We start from the raw sequence: 17,433 nt of genomic DNA on the forward strand, positions 1-17,433 counted from the left end.
GTAGCAGCTGTCGAGCCTGCGAGGCTGCGTTCGGCGAATGTACGGCATCGGCAGCTGCGCCTATTCAATCATCCGGCATTTCTGGCGGTTTGGTGGGTTTCGTCGGTTTGGCGGGTTTTGTGCCCTTGGCGCCTTTGGCCGGCGCAACTTCCGCGACCGGGGCCGGCGTCGGCACCGTGGCTTCCTTCTCGGACGCGGGCAGTTGGTCGACGGCATCGAAAATCGCCTTCAGCTCGACCGCCCCCGACTCTTCAAGCTTTTTCTCCCCGTCCTTGCCAACCAGAATCACCTTGCTCTTCGCCCCGGCCCCCAACTTGAGCGAGCGGATCAACGCCGCCGTGTCTTGTGGCCCGAGGTCTTTGCCTTCGCGCTGTCCCATCAAATTGAGCACCGTGTACAGCACCATGTTCCGATCAGTGAAACCCTTGCGGTTGGCCGGCTCATCCAGCGACTTTTTCAGGCTGACCCACGTTGGATCAACCGTGCTCGGCGCGATGACGATCAACGGCCGGGCCCTGCCCTTGTCCATGTCCAGCGGTGAGTCGCCATCGGCGGCGAACAAGGGGCCGGCGACAGCCAGCAGGGTAGCCAGGGTCAATGACCTGATGAGCATGCGCATCTCCTTTTGATATCCACGCTCTAGTGATTGCGCATCGCGGCGTTCGTTCCGGGTGACGCACCGCAAATTGTCTCTCGCCTTGCCCCAAGCTTAGGTCAGGGCGGTCATTGCGCAACAGGCTGGGCTAATCTCACACTGAAAACGAGACACCTGATCCACCGTGAGGATCGCTCTATGAGGATCATGCCATGAGCGCTCAGCTGAACCACACCATCGTCTGGTGCCGCGACAAGCAGACATCGGCCAACTATCTGGCCGACATCCTCGGCCTGCCCAGCCCCGAACCCTTCGGCCCGATGCTGGTCGTCAAGTTCGACAACGGCGTATCGCTGGATTTTTACGACAACGACCCGCCGATTGCCTCGCAGCACTATGCGTTTTTGATCGGTGACGAGGATTTCGATGCCGCCTTCGCCCGCCTGCAAGCGCGACAGCAGCCCTGGTGGGCCGACCCCGGCAAGCAGCGACCGAACGAGATCAACGATTATGGCGCTGGCCGACGGGTCTACTTCGATGACCCGGACGGCCACCTGCTGGAGATTCTGACCCGAGCCTAAGCAGCGGCCACGGCCAACGCCGGGATGGAAAAGGTGAACACACTGCCAACGCCAGGTTCGCTCTCGGCCCAGAGTTCGCCGCCATGGGCCTGGACGATGCTGCGGCAAATGTACAACCCCAGGCCCGCAGAATCAGAACGCCAGTTTGTACCCGATCAGCACCAGCATCGTGGCCAGGCACGGGCGCAGCACTTCATCGGAGATCCGGCCGGTCAAATGACTGCCCAGGTAGATGCCCGGCAGCGAACCGACCAACAAGTAGCCCAGCACATGCCAATCCATGTTGCCCATGCTGGCGTGGCCGAGACCGGCGACCAGCGTCAGCGGTACGGCGTGGGCGATTTCCGTGCCGACCAGGCGACGGGTCGGCAGCAGCGGATAGAGGATGAACAACGCCACGGTGCCGAGGGCACCAGCACCGATGGAGGTCAGCGCGACCATCGTGCCGAGCACCAGGCCGGTGATGACCGTGAGCGCATTGAGTCGCGAGCCGCTGGGGTTGTAGTTGCCACCGGCGCGTTTGTGGGCGAAATCGAGCAGGCGTTTCTTGAAGAAAATTGCCAGCGCCGTGGCAAACAGCACGAAGCCCAGGGCCTGTTTGATCACGGCGTTCATTGCATCAGGTGAAGTGTGCAACGTACTGAGGAACCACAGCGTCATGGCAACCGCCGGCACGCTGCCGAGGGTTAGCCAACCGGTGATCGCCCAATCGATGTTCTTGTTCTTTCTGTGAACCAGCACGCCGCTGGATTTGGTAATCGCCGCGTACAGCAAGTCCGTGCCCACCGCCGTCGCGGGGTTGATGCCGAACCACAGGAGGATCGGCGTCATCAGCGAGCCGCCGCCCACGCCGGTCATGCCGACGATGAAACCCACTACCAAACCTGCAACTACCAAACCGAAGTTAACGAAATCCATTAACACGCCCACAAAAAACGCATGAAAAATCTGGCCCGCAGCATAGCGATTTTTCTTATAACCACTTATATCGATGCGAACTATCGTTATTCCCCGAATGCTTTATTCACACAACGCCGTGTGGGAGCGGGCTTGCTCGCGAAAGCGGTGTGTCAGGCAACAATAATGTCGACTGGCACGGCCCCTTCGCGAGCAAGCCCGCTCCCACAGGGGATAGATTAAGTGGCCAAGGTTACTGCACGGGCAGGAAATTCAGGAAAAGCAGGCTTTGCGCGTAATTCAAGCCGATCCGGCGGTAGCGCTCATCGAGCATCTGGGTCAGCAAATCCAGGCGCGCCACAATCTTGCCGAACTCCACGGCAAAACTCAGGTTGCTGCCCTCCTCCGAGATTTCGTTGGAGAACAACAACGGCTCGCCGCTTTTGCTTTGTCGCTGGCTGAGGATCCAGGTGGCTTTCTCGATGTTGCGCGCGGCGTTGCTGACGAAGGTCGGGTTGATCGCATCCGTCATGTAGAACTCCAGACGGTTGCCGTGGGCGGTGACCAGCATGCTGCCGATGGCATAGATGAAGGCCCCGACCCGGTCGCCTAGGAACTGCGGACTCATGGCGTAACTGAGCGCCGCCAGGTCTTTTTTGCCTCCGAGCGTCGGCAGCGGTTGTTGCTGTTCGATGGCCATGCGCACTTGCTTTTCAGCGGTGCGGGCGTCGAGGAACCCGGATTTTTTCAGCTCCTCGGGGTTGCGCAGGTAGAGCTTGCTCATCAGCAAATACAAGCTGTCGAGGTTATCGCGCATCGTCAGGGTCGCCATGCGGTCGACGCTGGTCTGGAGGAATTCCTGGGGTTTGCCCTCGCGAAACTGATTGACGATGTCGCTGCCCTGCTGCTGGCTGCACCCCGTGGCGAAGCACATCGACAAGCAGGCCAACAGCAGGCTGCGGCGGCGGATTTTCAGTGTAACCAAGGGTAAAACTCGAGCCATGGGTTCTTGAACTGGGGCATGGGCTTGCGGTGGGGATCGCCGCAGGCTGCCAAGGATAGAACCGCCAATCCCGAAAAAGTGCGGTGCCGACGGTCCGTTCACAAAAACCTGACTTCGCACAATCCTCGTAGCAGCTGTCGAGGCACGAGGCTGCGAATCAGTCGTAAATTCAGGCAACGCGGAGTTTCAGGCAAACCCTGTTGCGCAGGTTTAGCGAGGACTTCGGTCGAGCGCGCCCCCGGCTCGAACGCAGCCTCGCGGGCTCGACAGCTGCTACAGGTCCACGGAACCTCCGGGTTATTTTGCTGCCAACTGATGTATTAATTGAATGACGAAAAGGAGGTTTGAATGCGCACGCTTCAATTAGCCGGCGTCGAAGTACCGGTCATCGGACAAGGCACCTGGCGCATGGGTGAGGATGCCTCCCGGCGAACCCAGGAAGTCGCAGCGCTGCGCCAGGGCATCGAGTTGGGCATGACCCTGATCGACACCGCCGAAATGTACGGCGAAGGCGGCGCCGAGGAAGTCGTGGGTGAAGCCATCGCCGGCCTGCGCGACAAGGTCTTTCTGGTCAGCAAAGTCTACCCGCACAATGCCAGCCGCAAAGGTATCCCCCAGGCCTGCGAGCGCAGCCTGCGGCGGCTCGGCACCGATTTCATCGATTTGTACCTGTTGCATTGGCGCGGCCAGTTTCCCCTGGAGGAAACGGTCGAAGCCTTCGAGCGCCTGCGGGAACAAGGCAAGATCGGCCGTTGGGGCGTGTCCAATTTCGACCTCGACGACTTGCACGAACTGGACTCACCCGCCTGCGCCACCAACCAGGTGCTCTACAACCTGGAAGAGCGCGGCATCGAATTTGATCTGCTGCCCTGGTGCCAACAGCATCGGTTGCCCTTGATGGCCTACTGTCCGATCGGCCAGGGTGGGCATATGCTGGTCAATTCAACGCTCAAGCAGGTTGCCAACCGTCACGGCGTGACGCCTGCCCAGGTATCGCTGGCATGGATTCTTCGACAGGAAGGAGTGATCGCCATCCCCAAAGCGGTCGGACCCGAGCATGTGAGGCTCAATGCGCAAGCGGCGCAGTTGCATCTGGACGCTGGGGATCTGGAGGCGCTGGACCAGGCTTTTCACGCGCCACAACGAAAGCAGCGGTTGGCCATGGTCTGAGCCATCGCGGTCTGTCAGAGGCTTCGGCATGAGAAGCACCGATCCGCTTGATTCATTCAATCTGCAACGCTTTATCCAGGCGCAGGACCCGGTGTTCAAACGGGTTCAGGACGAACTGGGTGCAGGTCACAAGCGCAGTCACTGGATGTGGTTCATCTTTCCGCAGCTCGCCGGGTTGGGGGGCAGCGAAATGTCGCGCCACTTTGCCATTCGTTCCGCCGAGGAAGCCACGGCGTACCTGAATCATCCGCTGCTGGGTTCACGGCTGCGCACTTGCACGCAGCTGGTGCTGAACATTGAAAAGAGCTCGATTGCCGCCATATTCGGCCATCCCGACAACCTCAAATTTCATTCCTCGATGACGTTGTTCGCCCAGGTCGCGGCCGATGACAGTCTCTTTCATCAAGCCTTGAACAGGTACTTCCACGGCATTCTGGATGACTGGACGCTGTCGCTGCTGGACTCAAAACAGGCCCAGTTGCCCACCAATCAAGGTTGAAAAGTCGTCGTCCACGAACGGCAGGATCGCGTCCGCCACCGGTTGCAACTGCCGTGTCACGTAATGGTCGTAATCGATGGGCGCGCTGCGGATCTCCAGCGGCTCGGGCCCGGCGACGGTGATCACGTAACTGATCCAGCCACCGTTCTGGTATTGCCGCGGCCGGCCCTGCTGGTCGTTGTACTCGTCAGCAATCCGCGCCGCCCGCACATGAGGCGGCACGTTGCGTTCATAGTCATTGAGGGTGCGACGCAGGCGCTTGCGGTAGATCAGCCGGTCGTCGAACTCAGCGGCCAGGGTTTTGCGCACGTAGTCGCGCACGTAATCCTGATACGGCTGGCGATTGAAGATACGCAGATACAACTCCTGCTGGAATTGCCGGGCCAGCGGCGACCAGTCGGTGCGCACGGTTTCCAGGCCCTTGTAGACCATCTCGTCGGTGCCATCGGCGCGGGTGACCAGCCCGGCATAGCGCTTCTTGCTGCCCTCCTCGGCACCGCGGATGGTCGGCATCAGGAAGCGTTTGTAATGGGTTTCGAACTGCAACTCCAGCGCACTGACCAGGCCATATTCCTGCTGCACATGCTCGCGCCACCACTGGTTGACGTGATCGACCAGCGCGTGTCCGATCTTCGCCGCTTCTTCTTGACCGTGGGCACGGCGCAGCCAGACGAAGGTCGAGTCGGTGTCGCCGTAAATCACCGTATGGCCCTGGGCTTCAATCAACTGTCGGGTGCGCAGCATGATCTCGTGGCCGCGCAAGGTAATCGACGACGCCAGGCGCGTATCAAAAAACCGGCAACCGCTGGAACCGAGCACGCCGTAGAAGGCGTTCATGATGATCTTCAGCGCCTGGGACAGCGGCGCATTGTGTTCGCGTTTGGCAGTTTCCCGGCCTTCGGCGACTCGGGCGACGATGGCGGGCAGGCAATGCCGGGTTCTGGAAAAACGTGCACCGCGAAAACCGGGTACCGATTCGCTGTCATCGGGATGCTTGAGTCCCTCGATCAAACCCACCGGGTCGATGAGGAAGGTACGGATGATCGACGGATAAAGGCTCTTGTAGTCGAGCACCAACACCGATTCGTACAGCCCCGGTTGCGAGTCCATGACAAAACCGCCAGGGCTGGCTTGAGCTGGCTTGCCGCCGAGATTGGGCGCGACGAAACCCTGGCGGTGCATCAGCGGCATGTAGAGGTGAGTGAACGCCGCCACCGAGCCGCCGCTGCGGTCGGCCGGCAAACCGGTGACGCTGGCGCGCTCCAGCAGGAAGGTCAGCAGTTCGGTCTTGGCGAAAATCCGCGTGACCAGTTCGCAGTCCTTGAGGTTGTACTTGGCCAGCGCCGGTTTGTCCTCGGCAAACATGCGATTGATTTCGTCCATGCGCTGGTACGGGTTGTCGATCGACTTGCCCTCGCCGAGCAGGGTTTGCGCGACGTTTTCCAGGCTGAATGACGGGAAGCTCCAGGTGGCCGAACGCAGGGATTCGATGCCGTCGATGATCAGCCGGCCCGCGGCGGCGGCAAAGTAATGGTTGCGGCTGCCGTGTTCACGCCACTGCATTTCTTCGCCGCCACGGCCCAGTTTCAACGGCACCCCGAGGCGCCGGGCGTGTTCGTGAAGGACGCGCAGATCGAATTGCACAACGTTCCAGCCGATGATCGCGTCAGGGTCGTGCCGGGCGAACCATTCGTTGAGTTTTTTCAGCAGCAGGGTTCGCGAGTCGCAGTATTCGAGCTGGAAATCCACCTCGCGGTCGTCGCCATTGGGCGGGCCGAGCATGTAGACCTGACGCTCGCCGCAGCCTTCCAGGGCGATGGAATACAACTCGCCCTGAGCGGTGGTTTCGATGTCCAGCGACACCAGCCTGAGCGTGGGACGGTAGGCGGGATCTGGTTTCATCTGCGCGTCGAGCAGCAGGCCTTCGGCATTCGGCGTGCCGCCAAAGATCACCGGCGCGGTGATGAAGCGTTCCATCATGTAGCGTTCCGGCGGGCGCACGTCGGCTTCGAACATATCGACGCCGGCCCTGCGCAGTGCGGTTTCCAGGCGCATCAACTGACCGTGTTGCTGGCAATACAGGCCGAGCACCGGGCGGTGCTCGAAATCCTCAAGGGCCAATGGTTTCAGTTCGACGTTTTTCTCGCCCCTCAGCAGCACCTCGGCTTGCTCGCGCTGCGCTGCCGGGATAAACGCCACCGAGGGTTGATAAGGCAGGCGGATTCGTCGGGGACCGCTATCGGTCGCCAGCCAAAACTCGACTTCCGTACCGGCCGGGGTATCGCGCCAATGCCGGGTCAGGACGAAGCCCTGCTGTAAATCCACCACTGCAACCTCATATTTGATTCTGGCTGCAATTCTACGCGTCATTGCGGGGGATAGCCCGCCTGGCTCAAGCATGTCAGGCAGATGTAGAACCTGTGGGAGCGAGCCTGCTCGCGAAGGCGGTGGCTCAGTTGACTCCTGTATTGAATGACACACCGCTATCGCGAGCAGGCTCGCTCCACAGGGTTCGGTTCCACCGTCGGAGGGCGGGTGTTTGTTGACTGGATGGGTAAGGTTTCCGAAGAAAAACCGCCGAATGACGTTTTTTGCGCGTTATCTGCCGCTTTCTGCCTTGCCCTTCGGGCTCAGGTCTACGATTCTTCAAGGATAACGACAACACCCGAGAAGCCACCATGAAAACCGTCGCCCAATTGCTGAAGCTCAAGGCTGAACAGAATCATGCAGTCCACATCATTGCGCCTCATCAAATGGTGCTGGAAGCGCTGATGGTCATGGCCGCGAAAAACGTCGGTGCATTGCCGGTCGTGAAAGATGGCGAGGTCGTCGGCATCATCAGCGAGCGTGACTATGCGCGCAAACTGGTGCTCAAGGGCCGCTCTTCCGTCGGCACACCGGTGGAAGACATCATGGTCTCGCCGGTGATTACCGTGGACACCCATCAAACCGTCGAAACCTGCATGGGCATCATGTCCGACAAGCGCCTGCGCCACTTGCCGGTGGTGGAAAACGGCCAGTTGATCGGCTTGCTGTCGATTGGCGACCTGGTCAAGGAAGCCATCGCCGAACAGGCGGAGCTGATCCGGCAGTTGGAGCAGTACATCCGCGGCGAGTGATTGCGAATCACCACAAATCAAAAGGTGGGAGCGGCGGTGCTCAGGAGGGCCAATGCCGGGCGAAGACCGGGGCCAATGTCGGGTGCCGGTCGATTCGTGTCAGCCAGGCGAAAAATCCGGGTCGGGCATGGCGCAGGTACTCCCGACTGCCCTCCCAGCGCGTCACTACCGCCGCTAGCACATCCAGCGCACCCGGGGTTTCATCGCCCAGGTACAAATCACCCGAAAACTGATCGGCAAACACCTCCCAGCTCCAATGCAGTCGCTGTCGGGTACCGGCCATGAGGTTTTCCCTGGACGACTGATCCGCCTTGGCCAACCAGCGTTCGGGGTAATCGATGATGCCGATGGCCGCATAGCAATTGCTGACGATGTACACCATTCCCCGGATGACCTGATCGCGCTCGGCGACGTTTTCCGGCAGCAAGTTCGACTTGGGGAACGCCATTCCCAGGTGAATCAGGATCGCCGCACTTTCAGTGAGAATGCCGCCGTCAGGCTTTTGCAGCGTTGGAATCTGCTTGAGCGGATTGAGCTTTTCCAGGGCCTTGGCCGCCTCCGGGGAGGTCTCGACATCAATGAAGCGATAAGGAATCTCGCAAAGCTCCAGTGCCGCTTCAATCGCCGCGGCGCCTGAGTTCTTGTGTCCATAGAGCTGGTACATAAACACGTCCCCGAGATTCGGTTTTGTTTAAGCGGTTGGTCAACAGATCTCAGCCTGCGACATCAGGCTATTCAGTGTAGAAGCCACCATCGACCGCACCGTTGCCACCCGTCGACCGCACCATCACGCCCGCGATAGGCAGGTCGCTCGGCCCATCATTGCTGTCGATGTTCACCATCACGTCAATGAAGTTCTCATAAAAAATCCACGGCGTAACATCAGCTCCATACCAACCAACAACACCCCCGGAGCACACGATCATGAAACGCCAAACCCTCCTCAGCATCGCTTTCTCGGTTTTTGCAGTTAACGCGTTCGCCGCGACCTCGACTCACCCGGTTGTCGCTGAAGGCGGCTCGGATCGTCTGATTGAAAGTCGTGTGGCTGAAGGTGGTTCGGATCGTCTGATCGAGAATCGCGTCGCTGAAGGTGGTTCGGATCGTCTGATCGAGAATCGTGTGGCCGAAGGTGGTTCGGATCGTCTGATCGAGAATCGTGTGGCCGAAGGTGGTTCTGATCGCCTGATCGAAAACCGCGTTGCTGAAGGTGGTTCGGATCGTCTGATCGAGAATCGCGTCGCTGAAGGTGGTTCGGATCGTCTGATCGAGAATCGCGTCGCTGAAGGTGGTTCGGATCGTCTGATCGAAAACCGCGTTGCTGAAGGTGGTTCGGATCGTCTGATCGAAAGCCGCGCCGCATGAGTCAATGGCTTCGCCGCAGCACATAACGAAAAACCCGGCCTGATCAGCCGGGTTTTTTGTGCTTTTTTTCGGCTCGCTCAGCGCGCCATGCATCGCTTATATCGTTCATCAACCCGTTTGGCGAACCATGCCGTGGTGAGTTTTCGGGTGATTTTCGGACTCTCCAACACGATCCCCGGCAATACCGCACGCGGCAGGGAACGGCCTTCGGTCTTTTCCGCCAGTGCGAAGACCCGCTGATAAAGCTCGGTGTTCTCGAATTCGAGGCTTTTGCCCTCCTCCAGTTGGTCCCGGATGGTCGGATTGCGCATGTCCAGTTGCTTGCCGAGGGTGCGCACTGCCCGTTCCGTGGTGCCGGGCATAATGGAATCGTAGCGCACCAAATCACCGTCCAGCGCCAGCGGTATACCGGAAGCACGACTCACGGCGTTCTGAAATGCCGCGTTGCGGCTGGCATACCAACCGGCATTGAAATCGGCGAAGCGATACAGCGGTTGCTGATAGCTCACGGGGTAACCGAGCAAGTGGGCAATGCCGAAATACATCCCGCCACGGCGCGTGAACACTTCATGCCTGATCGAGCCCTCCACCGGGTAGGGATAATTCTTTGCCTGTCCCTCGGCGAAATCGATGCTGACCTGCATCGGGCCACCGGTATGCACCGGGTTGAAGCCACCGAACAGGGTCCGGCCCATGGGCACCATGCCGATGAAGTCATCGAAAATCGCGCTCAGCTCTTTTTCGCTGCGCGCGGCATTCAGGCGGTCGCTGTAGCTTTTACCGTTGGATGAACTCACTTGCAACGCGCCGCTCACCAGCAGGCTGGGGATGTGCGCCTTGGCCGCGCGGCGGTCGATCTCCTCACGGGCGATCTTGCCCAGGCCCGGCACGGGCGGGTCCACCTGGAAGGTCGATTCCTGTTCGGCCACTGCCAGTACCGAGCACAGGTTTTGCGTGGAGGGATAAATATTCTGGGCGGCAAAGGCTGCGTAGATGTCCGTGGCCCAGCCTTGGCGGTCGACGGTTTTGGCCGGCAGCAGGCGCACGATTTCGGCCTTGACCTCGGCGGGCTTGCGCGCCGGAGGTTGTTGCGTGCGCTGAGTCCCGCAACCGGCCAGAATCAGCAGCGCCGCGATGCTCATGATCAATCGATTGGCTTGCATGGTGCTCCATCTAATCCGTTGAGCCGGGTTAACCATACGACCAATGGCATGGCGCAGGCTATGACTGCGGCCACCGTCGACTGTTCCACACGTTCAACTCTGCAGCAGCTACTACAGAGCCGTATGCTGGCTCGACGGCTGCTACAGGCATTGAGGGGTTTTTTTTCGTTGAGCAGTGAGCCTGGCCGTCTGCCTCGGCTGGACCATACTTGATCCACACATCGAGGAGGCCAGGCTCATGAATCGTAGCGACGTACTGATCATCGGCGCTGGCCCGACCGGGCTGGTACTGGCGCTGTGGCTGAGCAAACTGGGCGTCCGAGTGCGGATTATCGACAAGACCTCGGCACCCGGCACCACGTCGCGGGCGCTGGCCGTGCAGGCGCGGACGCTGGAGCTGTATCGCCAACTCGACCTCAGCGAAGCGGTTGTGCAGAACGGCCATCACGTGGCCGCCGCCAATTTCTGGGTCAAGGGCGAGCCCGTGGCGCGGTTGCCGCTGAGCACCATCGGCGAGGGCCTGACGCCCTACGCCTTCCTCGAAATCTTCCCCCAGGACGAGCACGAACGACTGTTGATCGAACGCCTCGAAGGTTTCGGCATCCAGGTGGAACGCAACACGGAACTGGAGGGTTTCGAGGAAACCGGTGACGGCATCAACGCCCGGTTGCGCTTGCCCGATGGCCAGCAGGAAAGCTGTCAGGCCTGTTATCTGGCGGGCTGTGACGGTGCCCGGTCGATTGTGCGCAAGACGTTGGACACCGGATTTCCCGGCGGCACCTACCAGCAGATTTTCTATGTCGCCGACGTCCAGGCAAGCGGGCCGACGTTCAATGGCGAACTGCATGTGGACCTCGATGAAGCGGATTTTCTGGCGGTGTTTCCATTGGCGGGAACCGGCCGCGCGCGCCTGATTGGTACCGTGCGCGATGAACGCGCCGAGCAAGCCGAAACCCTGCGTTTCGAAGACGTCAGCCGCCGCGCCATCGAAAACCTGAAGGTGCAGATCGAACAGTTGAACTGGTTCTCGACCTACCGCGTGCACCATCGGGTTGCCGACCACTTTCGCAGCGGACGCGCGTTTCTATTGGGTGACGCCGCCCACGTCCACAGCCCGGCCGGCGGTCAGGGCATGAACACCGGGATTGGCGACGCCATCAACCTTGCCTGGAAACTTGCGGCGGTATTGAGCGGCGGCGCCACGGCCAAATTGCTCGACACGTACGAAACCGAGCGCATCGCGTTTGCCCGCAAACTGGTCGCCACCACCGATCGGGTGTTCAGTTTCGTCACCGCCGAGGGGCGCATGGCCGATTTGCTGCGCACGCGTCTGGCGCCGTTCGTGTTGCCGAAAATGGCCTCGCTGGGTACGGCCCGGGAGCTCCTGTTTCGCACGGTGTCGCAGATCACCCTGAATTATCGCGGGATGGCGTTGAGCAACGGCGTTGCCGGCCACGTTCATGGCGGAGATCGACTGCCCTGGGCGCACGACGGTGAGGGGGATAATTTCGGACCGCTGAAATGCCCCGTCTGGCAAGTGCATGTGTACGGCGACACCAGCGACGAGATGATCGCCTGGTGCCACGAGCATCATTTGCCGCTGCACGTGTTCGGCTGGCGGCCGGCGTTCGAAGGCGCAGGTTTGGGGCACAGCGGGTTTTACCTGTTGCGCCCGGATACCTATGTGGCGATTGCCGAGACGTGTTCCGATCCGAAGGTGATCGAGCGGTATTTCCGGGATCACGGGATTCGGCCGTACTTCGGTCCCCCTGATTCACCACCGTCCGAATGTGGTGGGGTTTAGATTCCGGCCAGGGCCAGGTCCATGGCGAAGTAGGTGAAGATCAGGTCCGCCCCGGCCCGCTTGATCGCGCCAAGGCTCTCGCGCACCACGCGGTCCTCATCGATCGCCCCGGCCTGGGCGGCGAATTTGATCATCGCGTACTCGCCGCTCACCTGATACGCCGACAGCGGCAGGCGCGACACTTCGCGGATGTCGCGGATGATGTCCAGGTACGCGCCGGCCGGCTTGACCATCAACGCATCAGCGCCTTCCTGTTCGTCCAGCAGCGATTCGCGCACGGCTTCGCGGCGGTTCATCGGGTTCATCTGATAGCTTTTGCGGTCACCCTTGAGCGCGCTGCCGCCGGCTTCGCGGAACGGGCCGTAGAGTGCCGAAGCAAACTTGGTCGAATACGCCATGATCGCGGTTTGGCTGAAACCGGCGTCATCCAGCGCCCGGCGAATGGCCTGAACCTGTCCGTCCATGGCGGCTGACGGGGCAATCACATCGGCTCCGGCACGGGCTGCCGCCACGGCTTGTTTGCCAAGGTTGATCAGGGTCTGATCGTTATCGACTTCGTGGTTGTGCAGCACCCCGCAGTGGCCGTGATCGGTGTACTCGCAGAAACAGGTGTCGGACATGACGATCATGTCCGGCACCGCGTCCTTGGCGATGCGCGACATGCGCGACACCAGGCCGTTGTCGCTCCAGGTGTCACTGCCGCTGCTGTCCAGGTGGTGCGAAACGCCGAAGGTCATCACTGATTTGATCCCGGCCCGGGCATAACGCTCGATCTCGCCGGCCAGTTTCCGCTCCGGAATACGCATCACCCCGGGCATGCTCTTGATCGGCACGAAGTCGTCAATTTCTTCCTCGACGAAGATCGGCAGCACCAGGTCGTTCAAACTGAACTCGGTTTCCTGGAACAGGCTGCGCAGGCTCGCATTGCGGCGCAAACGGCGTGGACGTGCTTCGGGGAACTGACTGGACATTGGATATTCCTGAAAATCGGAGGACGAGACGAACGTCGTAGAGGGGGCGAAAGCTTATGCCCTGAGCGCTATAGGGCACAAACGTCTGCGAGGGAACAAACAGTTACCGGACCCGCAACAATCACCGTAGCAACACAATACCCTGTGGGAGCGGGCTTGCCCGCGATGGCGGCGGCCCACCCAGCATCAATGTGTCTGATACTCCGCTATCGCGGGCAAGCCCGCTCCCACAGGTTCTTCGGTTAATTGGAGAGGGGCTTAGGGATCTCCAGCCCGCGAATCACCGCCGGCCGTGCCAGGAATTTTTCCAGCACCCGCGTGACGTTGCGGAAATCCTCGATGCCCACCAGATCGCCGGCCTCATAGAAGCCAATCAAGTTGCGCACCCACGGGAACGTCGCGATGTCCGCAATGGTATAACGCTCACCCATGATCCAGTCACGCCCTTCCAGGCGTCCATCCAGCACGCTGAGCAGGCGTTTGCTTTCTTCGACATAGCGATCACGGGGCCGCTTGTCCTCGTAGTCCTTGCCGCCGAATTTATTGAAAAAACCCAACTGGCCGAACATCGGCCCGATGCCACCCATCTGAAACATCAGCCACTGAATCGTCTCGTAACGCGCGGCCGATTCCTGCGCCAGCAACTGCCCGCTCTTGTCAGCGAGGTAGATCAGAATCGCCCCGGACTCGAACAGCGGCAACGGCTGGTCTCCCGGACCATGGGGGTCGAGGATCGCCGGAATCTTGTTGTTGGGGTTCAGGGACATGAATTCAGGCGACAGCTGATCATGGGTGTCGAAGCCCACACGGTGCGGTTCGTAGGGCAGGCCGATCTCTTCGAGCATGATCGATACCTTGACGCCGTTGGGGGTCGGCAAGGAGTAAAGCTGAATCCACTCGGGGTACTGCGCCGGCCATTTCTGGGTGATGGGAAACAGGGACAAATCGGTCATGGGAGGATCCACGAGGAAATTGAGAATGACGATCTTAATGCAGGAGATCTGTTGCCGGTATCAATCTCACTGATGTTCAAGATCGAGAGATTGCAGCCTCCGGCGGCGCTTACACGTGTAACGTGTCCATAAATCCGCAACATCCTGTCGATAACCTTTACTCCAACCCGTTAAAGGTTCCCGGTAGATTGCTGCGCTCTTTGCCGGAATCGAACCAAACGGGCGTCAGAGGACTCTGAGCACTGCCTCCTTTGAAAACGGACCGGCTGAACGACATGGAAAACACCCGACGCAGGAAATTCGCGGTGTAAAGGTTTGTCAGCCTTAACGAAATGCGCTGAAGAACCCTTAATCCAATGATGAACCCACTGAAATTCGCCAACCGCTTCAAACATCGCGCTTATTTGCTGCTGCCCGCGTTGCTGGCAGCCAGCGCATTGTTTCTGGTGCTGGAATCCAGCGAAAGCCGCGCCCAACCGGCGGACGGCACCCAGACGCTGGTGTTCCTGCGCCACGCGGAAAAACCTGCTGGCGGCCTCGGCCAACTCAATTGCCAGGGTCTGAACCGCGCGATCGACCTGGCGACCTTGTTGCCGGAAAAGTTCGGCAAGGCCAACTACGTGTTTGCCGCCAATCCGACGCGCAATGTCGAGGAAGGCGAACTGGACAATTCCTACAGTTACATTCGCCCCCTGATGACCATCAGCCCCAGCGCCATCAAGCTTGGTTTGCCGGTGAACATCAACTTCTCGGCCAATGACACCAGTGACCTCGCGGATGAACTGCTGCACGACAAGTATCACAACTCGGTCATCTACACCGCCTGGTCCCACGGCTACCTGCCAGAGCTGATCAACAAGGTCGCCGGGGAAGCCGTTGGCAAGAAACAGAACATCACCGATGACTGGGAATCCAGCGACTACGACTCGCTGTATGTACTCACGCTGACCTGGCACAACGGCAAGGCCAGCCTGGTGAGCCACAGTTACAAGCAAGGTCTGGATAATGGTCGGGAGACTTGTCCGACTTGAGTGGCTGGGTGTCTGATCGGGCTTGCTCGCGAAGAGGCCGGCAAAACCACCCTCACCCTCGCTGACTGACTCGCTCCCGCAGGTACTCAAGCACCGCCCCACGCTCCCCGGCAAACTCGATCCGCGAGCCCTTCTTCTCCCGCTGAAAGGCGTACATCGGGTCGTAATACTCGCGCAGCAACCCTTCGATCCAGCCCCGGTGCAAGTCCACTGCCCCGCTGTTCGCCTGCTCCGCCAGCGCCTCTTCCATCAAGATCAACATCCGCCGATGGCGTTCACCGCCCAAGCGCTTCTGCACGTTATTCAGGCTCTCCAGCAAACGCTCGGAAAACAGCGCAAAACCCTCATCGCCATGCACGTCAATGAACTCGGCACACAAGTCCACCACGTAATCGCGCAGGATTCGCTCGACCCGCCCTTCCAGGCTGTCTTCAAGCCAGACCATCGGGAACTGCTGCATGCCCTGAAACAGCGGCAACGGCAGGGCGCAACTGCCGATCGCCCGGCTCTCGTCTTCCAGCACAAACTGCTCGATGCCGTGGTCGCGCTTTTTCAGCAGATCCACCGCCAGGCGGTTTTCAAAGTCGATGTTGGAGGGTTGGCCAGTGGCGTGTTTACCGAAACTGGAACCGCGATGGTTGGCGTGGCCTTCCAGGTCCAGCCCGTTGCGCAGCTGCGTGAGCACCTCGGTCTTGCCGGTGCCGGTCATGCCGCCCAACAGCACGAAATCGCATTGGGTCACCGCCGCATCGAGCGTGTTCAGCAGAAAGGTGCGCATGGCCTTGTAGCCGCCACCGACTCTTGGATAGTCGATGCCCGCCTCGTCCTTGAGCCACTGCTGGACGATCTGCGAGCGCAAGCCGCCGCGAAAACAATACAAATAGCCATCGGGATGGGCTCGGGCAAACTCTGCCCAGGCCTGGATGCGCTCGGCTTTGATCTCGCCGGACACCAATTGATGGCCCAGCGTAATGGCGGCTTGCTGGCCGTGCTGTTTGTAGCAGGTGCCGATCCGTTGCCGCTCGCTGTCGTTCATCAGCGGCAGGTTGACCACGCCGGGGAATGAGCCTTTGTGAAATTCAATCGGCGCGCGGGCATCCAGCATCGGCCGGTCGTTGAGAAAGAGGTTGCGGTAATCGGTGCAGTCGATAGACATCAAAACACCTCGACCGCGTTTGTCTGTCGCTCGACCAGTTCACCGATTGGCTCAAGGGCCAGGCCTAATTCGGCAGCCACTTGGAGAAATTGTTCGTTACCCTCAGGGGTGACCGCGACGAGCAGGCCGCCGCTGGTTTGCGGGTCGCACAGCACGCGTTTGTGCATTTCCTGAAGCCGCCCGAGTTTGCTGGCGTAGCTGTCGAAATTGCGCAGCGTCCCGCCCGGCACGCAGCCCAGGTCGAGGTAATACTCGACGCCCGGCAGGCGCGGCACGCGGTCGTACTCGATTCGGGCCGTCACGTTGCTGCCATCGGCCATTTCCACCAGATGCCCGAGCAAGCCGAAACCGGTGACGTCGGTCATCGCGGTCACGCCGTCGAGTTTGCCGAAGCGGCTGCCGGGTTTGTTCAGGGTACACATCCAGTCGCGGGCCAGGCCGATGTCGGCGTGGCGCAACTTGCCCTTCTTCTCGGCAGTCGTGAGGATGCCGATGCCCAAGGGTTTGGTGAGGTAAAGCAGGCAACCGGCGGTGGCGGTGTCGTTGCGCTTCATGTGGCGCTTTTGCACCAGACCGGTGACCGCCAGGCCGAAAATCGGCTCCGGCGCATCGATGGAATGCCCACCGGCCAACGGAATCCCCGCTTCATCGCAGACTGAACGCCCGCCGCGAATCACTTCCCGGGCAATTTCCGGCGCCAGTACATTCACCGGCCAGCCGAGGATCGCAATCGCCATCAACGGATCGCCGCCCATGGCGTAGATATCGCTGATGGCATTGGTGGCGGCGATGCGGCCGAAGTCGAACGGATCGTCGACGATCGGCATGAAAAAGTCGGTGGTCGACACCACGCCGCGCTCTTCATCGATCGCGTACACCGCGGCATCATCACGGGAGGCGTTGCCGACCCAAAGTTTCGGGTCCAGGTTCTGCGCGCCGCTGCCGGCCAGAATCACTTCCAGCACCTGGGGAGAAATCTTGCAGCCACACCCTGCGCCGTGGCTGTATTGGGTCAGACGAATCGGCTCGCTCATGGGGGTACCTCGTGGGATCAATGGCGCCGATTCTAGCAGACGACATTGATGTCGACTGTCAGGGCCCTCTTCGCGAGCAAGCCCGCTCCCAC

19 protein-coding genes are annotated in these 17,433 nt (G+C 60.3%); 7 read left to right on the plus strand and 12 right to left on the minus strand.

The features are described 5' to 3' along the window. Positions 1-64: 64 nt before the first annotated feature. The gene (locus ACA057_RS21600; RefSeq protein ID WP_497342155.1) at positions 65-613 is read right to left on the minus strand and encodes a DUF4174 domain-containing protein; all 549 of its coding nucleotides are present in this window, start codon (positions 611-613) and stop codon (positions 65-67) included. A gap of 194 nt (positions 614-807) precedes the next feature. Between ACA057_RS21600 and ACA057_RS21605 the strand changes: the two genes are divergently transcribed. Further along, entirely contained in the window at positions 808-1,176 is a 369-nt protein-coding gene (locus tag ACA057_RS21605; RefSeq protein ID WP_497342157.1) for a VOC family protein, read from the plus strand. On the opposite strand, the gene ACA057_RS21610 is transcribed toward ACA057_RS21605, so the two are convergent. From ACA057_RS21610 to ACA057_RS21620, 3 genes are all read right to left on the minus strand, one after another. Then, positions 1,173-1,298, minus strand: a complete 126-nt coding sequence (locus ACA057_RS21610) for an ATP-binding protein (RefSeq protein WP_497349976.1) — start codon at positions 1,296-1,298, stop codon at positions 1,173-1,175. The genes ACA057_RS21605 and ACA057_RS21610 overlap by 4 nt on opposite strands. A 10-nt stretch (positions 1,299-1,308) precedes the next feature. After that, positions 1,309-2,094, minus strand: coding sequence for a sulfite exporter TauE/SafE family protein (locus tag ACA057_RS21615; RefSeq protein ID WP_497342159.1), 786 nt, complete (start codon positions 2,092-2,094; stop codon positions 1,309-1,311). Between the two features lie 232 nt (positions 2,095-2,326). Then, a complete protein-coding gene (locus tag ACA057_RS21620; RefSeq protein WP_497342161.1) occupies positions 2,327-3,076 on the minus strand; it encodes a hypothetical protein in 750 nt (249 codons plus the stop codon). A gap of 348 nt (positions 3,077-3,424) precedes the next feature. Between ACA057_RS21620 and ACA057_RS21625 the strand changes: the two genes are divergently transcribed. After that, positions 3,425-4,246 (plus strand): aldo/keto reductase, encoded by an 822-nt coding sequence (locus tag ACA057_RS21625; RefSeq protein ID WP_497342163.1) that lies wholly within the window; start codon positions 3,425-3,427, stop codon positions 4,244-4,246. A 28-nt stretch (positions 4,247-4,274) separates the two neighbouring features. Next, the gene (locus ACA057_RS21630) at positions 4,275-4,745 is read left to right on the plus strand and encodes a DUF1810 domain-containing protein (RefSeq protein ID WP_497342165.1); all 471 of its coding nucleotides are present in this window, start codon (positions 4,275-4,277) and stop codon (positions 4,743-4,745) included. Here ACA057_RS21630 and ACA057_RS21635 read toward each other — a convergent pair. Beyond that, entirely contained in the window at positions 4,710-7,070 is a 2,361-nt protein-coding gene (locus ACA057_RS21635) for a DNA polymerase II (RefSeq protein WP_497342167.1), read from the minus strand. The two genes, ACA057_RS21630 and ACA057_RS21635, sit on opposite strands and share 36 nt — an antisense overlap. Before the next feature lie 353 nt (positions 7,071-7,423). On the opposite strand from ACA057_RS21635, the gene ACA057_RS21640 reads away from it, so the two are divergent. Beyond that, positions 7,424-7,864: a CBS domain-containing protein gene (locus ACA057_RS21640; protein ID WP_497342169.1), complete on the plus strand. Its 441-nt coding sequence runs from the start codon at positions 7,424-7,426 to the stop codon at positions 7,862-7,864. Between the two features lie 40 nt (positions 7,865-7,904). On the opposite strand, the gene ACA057_RS21645 is transcribed toward ACA057_RS21640, so the two are convergent. Together ACA057_RS21645 and ACA057_RS21650 are read right to left on the minus strand one after the other, a co-directional pair. Further along, positions 7,905-8,528, minus strand: a complete 624-nt coding sequence (locus ACA057_RS21645; RefSeq protein ID WP_497342171.1) for a glutathione S-transferase N-terminal domain-containing protein — start codon at positions 8,526-8,528, stop codon at positions 7,905-7,907. 67 nt (positions 8,529-8,595) lie between these two features. After that, positions 8,596-8,790, minus strand: a complete 195-nt coding sequence (locus ACA057_RS21650; RefSeq protein WP_497342173.1) for a hypothetical protein — start codon at positions 8,788-8,790, stop codon at positions 8,596-8,598. Between ACA057_RS21650 and ACA057_RS21655 the strand changes: the two genes are divergently transcribed. After that, positions 8,789-9,229: a phage infection protein gene (locus tag ACA057_RS21655; RefSeq protein ID WP_497342175.1), complete on the plus strand. Its 441-nt coding sequence runs from the start codon at positions 8,789-8,791 to the stop codon at positions 9,227-9,229. The two genes, ACA057_RS21650 and ACA057_RS21655, sit on opposite strands and share 2 nt — an antisense overlap. 77 nt (positions 9,230-9,306) lie before the next feature. Here the strand turns inward: ACA057_RS21655 and ACA057_RS21660 are convergent, their stop codons facing one another. Beyond that, positions 9,307-10,392, minus strand: coding sequence for a DUF1615 domain-containing protein (locus ACA057_RS21660; protein ID WP_497342177.1), 1,086 nt, complete (start codon positions 10,390-10,392; stop codon positions 9,307-9,309). Between the two features lie 238 nt (positions 10,393-10,630). On the opposite strand from ACA057_RS21660, the gene ACA057_RS21665 reads away from it, so the two are divergent. Further along, a complete protein-coding gene (locus ACA057_RS21665) occupies positions 10,631-12,196 on the plus strand; it encodes an FAD-dependent oxidoreductase (protein ID WP_497342179.1) in 1,566 nt (521 codons plus the stop codon). Here the strand turns inward: ACA057_RS21665 and hemB are convergent. Both hemB and ACA057_RS21675 read right to left on the minus strand, forming a co-directional pair. After that, positions 12,193-13,167, minus strand: coding sequence for a porphobilinogen synthase (gene hemB / locus ACA057_RS21670; protein WP_497342181.1), 975 nt, complete (start codon positions 13,165-13,167; stop codon positions 12,193-12,195). The two genes, ACA057_RS21665 and hemB, sit on opposite strands and share 4 nt — an antisense overlap. Positions 13,168-13,409: 242 nt before the next feature. Next, positions 13,410-14,120, minus strand: a complete 711-nt coding sequence (locus tag ACA057_RS21675) for a glutathione binding-like protein (protein ID WP_497342183.1) — start codon at positions 14,118-14,120, stop codon at positions 13,410-13,412. A 356-nt stretch (positions 14,121-14,476) separates the two neighbouring features. Between ACA057_RS21675 and ACA057_RS21680 the strand changes: the two genes are divergently transcribed. Then, positions 14,477-15,151, plus strand: coding sequence for a histidine phosphatase family protein (locus ACA057_RS21680; RefSeq protein ID WP_497342185.1), 675 nt, complete (start codon positions 14,477-14,479; stop codon positions 15,149-15,151). Between the two features lie 52 nt (positions 15,152-15,203). On the opposite strand, the gene mnmH is transcribed toward ACA057_RS21680, so the two are convergent. Both mnmH and selD read right to left on the minus strand, forming a co-directional pair. Next, positions 15,204-16,307 (minus strand): tRNA 2-selenouridine(34) synthase MnmH, encoded by a 1,104-nt coding sequence (mnmH, locus tag ACA057_RS21685; RefSeq protein ID WP_497342187.1) that lies wholly within the window; start codon positions 16,305-16,307, stop codon positions 15,204-15,206. Further along, positions 16,307-17,341, minus strand: a complete 1,035-nt coding sequence (gene selD / locus ACA057_RS21690) for a selenide, water dikinase SelD (RefSeq protein ID WP_497342189.1) — start codon at positions 17,339-17,341, stop codon at positions 16,307-16,309. Before selD ends, mnmH begins: the two co-directional genes overlap by 1 nt. Positions 17,342-17,433 lie beyond the last annotated feature (92 nt).

Source organism: Pseudomonas sp. LBUM1661 (genome assembly GCF_059695925.1).

What these genes read in the sequence shown, in the direction of transcription:
- ACA057_RS21640 (WP_497342169.1), top strand. Translation starts at nt 7,424, where the DNA reads ATGAAAACCGTCGCCCAATTGCTGAAGCTCAAGGCTGAACAGAATCAT.
- ACA057_RS21675 (WP_497342183.1), bottom strand. Translation starts at nt 14,120, where the DNA reads ATGACCGATTTGTCCCTGTTTCCCATCACCCAGAAATGGCCGGCGCAG.
- ACA057_RS21680 (WP_497342185.1), top strand. Translation starts at nt 14,477, where the DNA reads ATGATGAACCCACTGAAATTCGCCAACCGCTTCAAACATCGCGCTTAT.
- selD (WP_497342189.1), bottom strand. Translation starts at nt 17,341, where the DNA reads ATGAGCGAGCCGATTCGTCTGACCCAATACAGCCACGGCGCAGGGTGT.
- hemB (WP_497342181.1), bottom strand. Translation starts at nt 13,167, where the DNA reads ATGTCCAGTCAGTTCCCCGAAGCACGTCCACGCCGTTTGCGCCGCAAT.
- ACA057_RS21605 (WP_497342157.1), top strand. Translation starts at nt 808, where the DNA reads ATGAGCGCTCAGCTGAACCACACCATCGTCTGGTGCCGCGACAAGCAG.
- ACA057_RS21630 (WP_497342165.1), top strand. Translation starts at nt 4,275, where the DNA reads ATGAGAAGCACCGATCCGCTTGATTCATTCAATCTGCAACGCTTTATC.
- ACA057_RS21620 (WP_497342161.1), bottom strand. Translation starts at nt 3,076, where the DNA reads ATGGCTCGAGTTTTACCCTTGGTTACACTGAAAATCCGCCGCCGCAGC.
- ACA057_RS21665 (WP_497342179.1), top strand. Translation starts at nt 10,631, where the DNA reads ATGAATCGTAGCGACGTACTGATCATCGGCGCTGGCCCGACCGGGCTG.
- ACA057_RS21645 (WP_497342171.1), bottom strand. Translation starts at nt 8,528, where the DNA reads ATGTACCAGCTCTATGGACACAAGAACTCAGGCGCCGCGGCGATTGAA.
- ACA057_RS21650 (WP_497342173.1), bottom strand. Translation starts at nt 8,790, where the DNA reads ATGATCGTGTGCTCCGGGGGTGTTGTTGGTTGGTATGGAGCTGATGTT.
- mnmH (WP_497342187.1), bottom strand. Translation starts at nt 16,307, where the DNA reads ATGTCTATCGACTGCACCGATTACCGCAACCTCTTTCTCAACGACCGG.
- ACA057_RS21660 (WP_497342177.1), bottom strand. Translation starts at nt 10,392, where the DNA reads ATGCAAGCCAATCGATTGATCATGAGCATCGCGGCGCTGCTGATTCTG.
- ACA057_RS21600 (WP_497342155.1), bottom strand. Translation starts at nt 613, where the DNA reads ATGCTCATCAGGTCATTGACCCTGGCTACCCTGCTGGCTGTCGCCGGC.
- ACA057_RS21615 (WP_497342159.1), bottom strand. Translation starts at nt 2,094, where the DNA reads ATGGATTTCGTTAACTTCGGTTTGGTAGTTGCAGGTTTGGTAGTGGGT.
- ACA057_RS21625 (WP_497342163.1), top strand. Translation starts at nt 3,425, where the DNA reads ATGCGCACGCTTCAATTAGCCGGCGTCGAAGTACCGGTCATCGGACAA.
- ACA057_RS21655 (WP_497342175.1), top strand. Translation starts at nt 8,789, where the DNA reads ATGAAACGCCAAACCCTCCTCAGCATCGCTTTCTCGGTTTTTGCAGTT.